Annotated in this window: 4 protein-coding genes; all 4 read left to right on the forward strand. The window is 67.8% G+C overall.

Annotated features, from left to right (window positions below; translation table 11 throughout):
- The first annotated feature begins 335 nt into the window (after positions 1-335).
- Genes kdpF through ACWGDX_RS39185 form a run of 4 tightly spaced genes read left to right on the forward strand, consistent with a single transcriptional unit; the run spans position 336 to position 4902 of the window.
- Positions 336-425 carry a K(+)-transporting ATPase subunit F gene (gene kdpF, locus ACWGDX_RS39170; protein ID WP_358717709.1) on the forward strand — a complete coding sequence of 30 codons (90 nt, stop codon included), beginning with the start codon at positions 336-338 and terminating at the stop codon, positions 423-425.
- Positions 426-428: 3 nt separating this feature from the next.
- Complete coding sequence (gene kdpA, locus ACWGDX_RS39175; RefSeq protein ID WP_453633578.1) at positions 429-2093, forward strand: potassium-transporting ATPase subunit KdpA; 1665 nt, start codon at positions 429-431, stop codon at positions 2091-2093.
- Entirely contained in the window at positions 2090-4231 is a 2142-nt protein-coding gene (kdpB, locus tag ACWGDX_RS39180; RefSeq protein WP_453633580.1) for a potassium-transporting ATPase subunit KdpB, read from the forward strand. The genes kdpA and kdpB overlap by 4 nt, the downstream gene beginning before the upstream one ends.
- A gap of 5 nt (positions 4232-4236) precedes the next feature.
- Positions 4237-4902, forward strand: a complete 666-nt coding sequence (locus ACWGDX_RS39185) for a potassium-transporting ATPase subunit C (RefSeq protein WP_453633582.1) — start codon at positions 4237-4239, stop codon at positions 4900-4902.
- Positions 4903-4999: the final 97 nt, after the last annotated feature.

Below are 4999 nucleotides of genomic sequence, written 5' to 3' on the forward strand. Positions count from 1 at the left end.
GTGGGCCGCATCCCCTTGTGAGGATGCGGCCCACCGGCCGTTCGGTCCTGTCCAGGTCTCGGCCCTTCCCCGTCCCATGGCTCCCATGGCTCCCAAGGCTTCTATGGGGCACATCACAGGGCATGGCCGCGCCCATATGAACTCCGTCAAGCCGGTGGCATCGGCCGTATGGGACCCGTCAACGGAAGCCGGGGCCGGGAAATCAGCGGGTTTCCTCAGGGAGTCAGATTTCCCGTACTCATCTAGGAGCACACGATGGCCGATGTGGCCTTCGTCGTCACCACGATCGCGGTCTTCGCGCTGGTGGCCCTCATCGCCAAGGGGGTGGCGAAGCTATGACCGCCGAGAACGTCGTCGGACTGGTCGTGGCCGTCGCCCTGCTGGGCTATCTCGTCCTCGCCCTGTTCTTCCCGGAGAGGTTCTGAGTGATGAGCCCCGTCCTCGCCGGTGTGCTCCAGTTGCTCGCGCTCATCGCCGCGCTCGGTCTGGCATACCGCCCGCTGGGTGACTACATGGCCCGGGTCTACAGCTCGACCGGACATCTGAGAGCCGAGAAGTGGATCTACAAGGCCATCGGCGCGAATCCCACCACCGAGATGCGCTGGCCCGCCTATCTCCGCGGCGTCCTCGCGTTCTCCGCGGTGAGCGTCCTCTTCCTCTATCTGCTGCAACGGGTCCAGGGCGGCCTTCCGGGGTCGCTCGGCTTCTCCGCGATCGATCCGGACCAGGCGTTCAACACCGCCGCGTCGTTCGTCTCCAACACCAACTGGCAGTCGTACTACGGCGAACAGGCCATGGGCCATGTCGTACAGACCGGTGGTCTGGCCGTCCAGAACTTTGTCTCGGCGGCGGTCGGTATGGCCGTCGCGGTGGCGCTGGTACGGGGTTTCGCCCGTGCCCGCACCGGTGAGCTGGGCAACTTCTGGTCGGACCTGGTGCGTGGCACCGTCCGTATCCTGCTGCCCGCCTCCGTGATCGGCGCGATCGTGCTGGTCGCCTGCGGCGCGATCCAGAACTTCGCCGGGATCCATGAGGTCGGCCAGTTCCTGGGCGGCTCGCAGCAGTGGAACGGCGGTGCGGTCGCCTCGCAGGAAGTCATCAAGGAGCTGGGCACCAATGGCGGCGGTTACTTCAACGCCAACTCCGCGCATCCCTTCGAGAACCCCAGCCCGGTCTCGAACCTCTTCGAGATCTTCCTGATCCTGGTCATCCCGCTCGCGCTGACCCGGACCTTCGGCCGGATGGTCGGCAGCGTCCGGCAGGGTTACGCGATCCTGGCCACGATGGTGACCATCTGGCTCGGGTTCACCGCGCTGATGATGTGGACCGAGTTCCACCACGGCGGACCGGCGTTCGATATCGCCGGCGGTGCGATGGAGGGCAAGGAGACCCGCTTCGGGGTCGGCGGTTCGTCGATCTTCGCGGTGGCCACCACGCTCACCTCGACCGGCGCGGTCAACTCCTTCCACTCCTCGTTCACCGGCTTCGGCGGCGGTATCACCATGCTGGGCATGCAACTCGGCGAGATCGCGCCCGGCGGTGTCGGCTCCGGTCTCTACGGCATGCTGATCATGGCGGTCATCGCGGTGTTCATCGCCGGGCTGATGGTCGGCCGTACGCCCGAGTATCTGGGCAAGAAGCTCGGCAGCCGCGAGATCAAGTTCGCCGCGAGCTACATCCTGATCACCCCGGCGCTGGTGCTCGGCTTCACCGCCGTCGCCATGGCGCTGCCCACGCCGGGCAACTCGATGACCAACTCGGGGCCGCACGGATTCTCCGAGATCCTCTACGCGTACACCTCGGCCGGCAACAACAACGGCTCGGCCTTCGCGGGCCTGAACGCCGACACCCAGTGGTTCAACACCACCACCGGTCTGGCCATGCTGCTCGGCCGCTTCCTGCCCATGGTGTTCGTCCTGGCGCTGGCCGGCGCGCTCGCGGAGCAGCGTCCTGTCCCGGAGACCGCGGGCACGCTCCGTACCCACAAGCCGCTCTTCACCGGGCTGCTGGTCGGCACGATCCTGATCGTCACCGGTCTGACCTACTTCCCGGCGCTGGCTCTGGGGCCGCTGGCCGAAGGGCTGGCGTCATGACCACTCGTCTGAAGCAAGAGGACACGATGTCCACAGTCACTCCGACCCGTGCGCCGCACCCGTCCGTGTCTCCCGGTCACAGCTCCGGGAGCGAGCGGGTGGGCGGGGGTCTGTTCGATCCCAGGCAGTTGCTCGTCTCCTTCCCGCAGGCGCTGCGCAAGCTTGACCCCCGGGTGATGGTGAAGTCGCCCGTGATGTTCGTGGTCCTCATCGGATCCGTGCTGTCCACGGTCTTCGCGGCGCTCGACCCGGGTGACTGGTTCGGCTGGGCCATCGCCGGCTGGCTGTGGCTGACCACCGTCTTCGCGAACCTCGCGGAGGCCGTGGCGGAGGGCCGTGGCAAGGCGCAGGCGGACACCCTGCGCAAGGCCAAGACCGACACCGTCGCCCGGCGTGTCACCGGCCGGGGTGAGGAGCGCGTACCCGGTACCGATCTGCGGATCGGTGATCTGGTGGTCTGCGAGACCGGCGACATCATTCCCGGCGACGGCGATGTGGTCGAAGGCGTGGCCTCCGTCGACGAGTCGGCCATCACCGGTGAGTCGGCGCCGGTCATCCGGGAGTCGGGCGGCGACCGCTCGGCCGTGACCGGGGGGACGAAGGTCCTCTCGGACCGGATCGTCATCAGGATCACCACCAGGCCCGGTGAGACGTTCATCGACCGGATGATCAAGCTGGTCGAGGGCGCGGCGCGGCAGAAGACGCCCAACGAGATCGCGCTGAACATCCTGCTCGCGTCGCTGACCATCGTCTTCCTGCTCGCGGTGGTCACCCTTCAGCCGTTCGCGGTCTACGCGGGTCAGCGGCAGTCGATGATCGTGCTGATCGCCCTGCTGGTCTGTCTGATACCGACGACCATCGGAGCGCTGCTCTCGGCGATCGGGATCGCGGGCATGGACCGGCTGGTGCAGCGCAATGTGCTGGCGATGTCGGGGCGCGCGGTCGAGGCGGCGGGCGATGTGTCGACATTGCTGCTCGACAAGACCGGCACGATCACCCTGGGCAACCGCCAGGCCGCCGAGTTCGTCCCGGTCAGGGGGGTGACGGAGGCCGAACTGGCCGACGCGGCACAGCTCTCCTCGCTCGCCGACGAAACCCCCGAGGGCCGCTCGATCGTGGTGCTCGCCAAGGAGAAGTACGGGCTGCGCGAGCGCCACCAGGGCCAGCTCACCGGCGCCGAGTGGATCACCTTCACCGCCCAGACCCGGATGTCCGGAGTCGACCTCACCGAGAACGGGACGGCACGCACCGTACGCAAGGGAGCCGCCGGGTCGGTCATCGCCTGGGTCAGGAGCCGCGGCGGGCAGGTGTCCCAGGACGCCCAGTCCCTCACCGACCGGATCTCCCAGGCCGGCGGCACACCGCTGCTGGTGGCCCTGGACGACGCGGCCGGAGCCCGGGTGCTCGGTGTCATCCACCTCAAGGACGTGGTCAAGGAGGGGATGCGGGAGCGGTTCGAGGAACTGCGCCGGATGGGCATCAGGACCGTCATGATCACCGGTGACAACCCGCTGACCGCCAAGGCGATCGCGGAGGAGGCCGGGGTCGACGACTTCCTCGCCGAGGCCACCCCCGAGGACAAGATGTCCCTGATCAAGCGTGAGCAGGCGGGCGGCAAGCTGGTCGCCATGACGGGCGACGGCACCAACGACGCGCCCGCGCTGGCCCAGGCGGATGTGGGTGTGGCGATGAACACCGGTACCTCGGCCGCCAAGGAGGCCGGGAACATGGTGGACCTGGACTCCAACCCCACCAAACTGATCGAGATCGTGGAGATCGGCAAGCAGCTCCTCATCACCCGTGGCGCGCTGACGACCTTCTCGATCGCCAATGACGTCGCGAAGTACTTCGCGATCATCCCCGCGATGTTCGCCGTGGTGTACCCGAGCCTCGACAAGCTCAACATCATGGATCTCTCCTCGCCGGAGTCCGCGATCCTCTCCGCCGTCATCTTCAACGCGCTCGTCATCGTCGCGCTGGTGCCGCTCGCCCTGAAGGGTGTGCGCTACCGGCCCACGAGCGCCGACAGGATGCTCCGCAGGAATCTGGGGATCTACGGCCTCGGCGGGCTGATCGCCCCGTTCATCGGCATCAAGATCATCGACCTGATCATCTCCCTCATCCCCGGCATCGGGTGAACGGCATGTCTTCCATGAACATCGGCAGTACCGCACGGCTTCTCGGGGCGGGGCTGCGCGCCCTTCTCGTCCTCACCGTTCTCTGCGGCGTGCTCTACCCCCTGGCCGTCACCGGCGTCGCCCAAGGACTCCTCCCCCACCGGGCGAACGGCTCGGAGGTCGAACAGGGCGGCAAGGTCGTCGGCTCCTCACTCATCGGACAGCGGTACGACCTGCCGCTCAAGGAGGGCCAGGAGACCCCGGAGCCGGACCTCAAGTGGTTCCAGCCCCGCCCGGCCAACGGCCTCGGCACCAACGGTGTCAACACCCAGTACAAGCTCATCCTCTCCGGAGCCACCAACCGTTCCGGGGACAACGAGGATCTGATCAAGTGGGTCACGGACGCCAAGGCCGCCGTCGTCAGGGACAACTCCACGCCCGGTTACCGGGTCACCCCCTCCCAGGTCCCGGCGGACGCCGTCACCTCCTCGGGGTCGGGGCTGGACCCGGACATCTCGCCGGCGTACGCGAAGCTCCAGGTACACCGGGTGGCGGAGCGCAACCACCTGCCCGTCGAGCGGGTGGAGAAGCTGGTCGAGGACCACACCCAGGAGCGTGTTCTCGGCTTCGTGGGGGAGCCGCGGGTCAATGTGCTCGCGCTCAACATGGCGCTCAGGGAACTGGCCGGCTGACCCGGTCCGTCCGCCGGGCGGTCCGTGGTGATCCGTTCCGCGGAGACCACCACGGCCCGCCCGCTCACACGTCCGGGCCCGCCCGCCTCTGCCGGGC

The sequence above is a fragment of the Streptomyces sp. NPDC055025 genome (assembly GCF_053608565.1).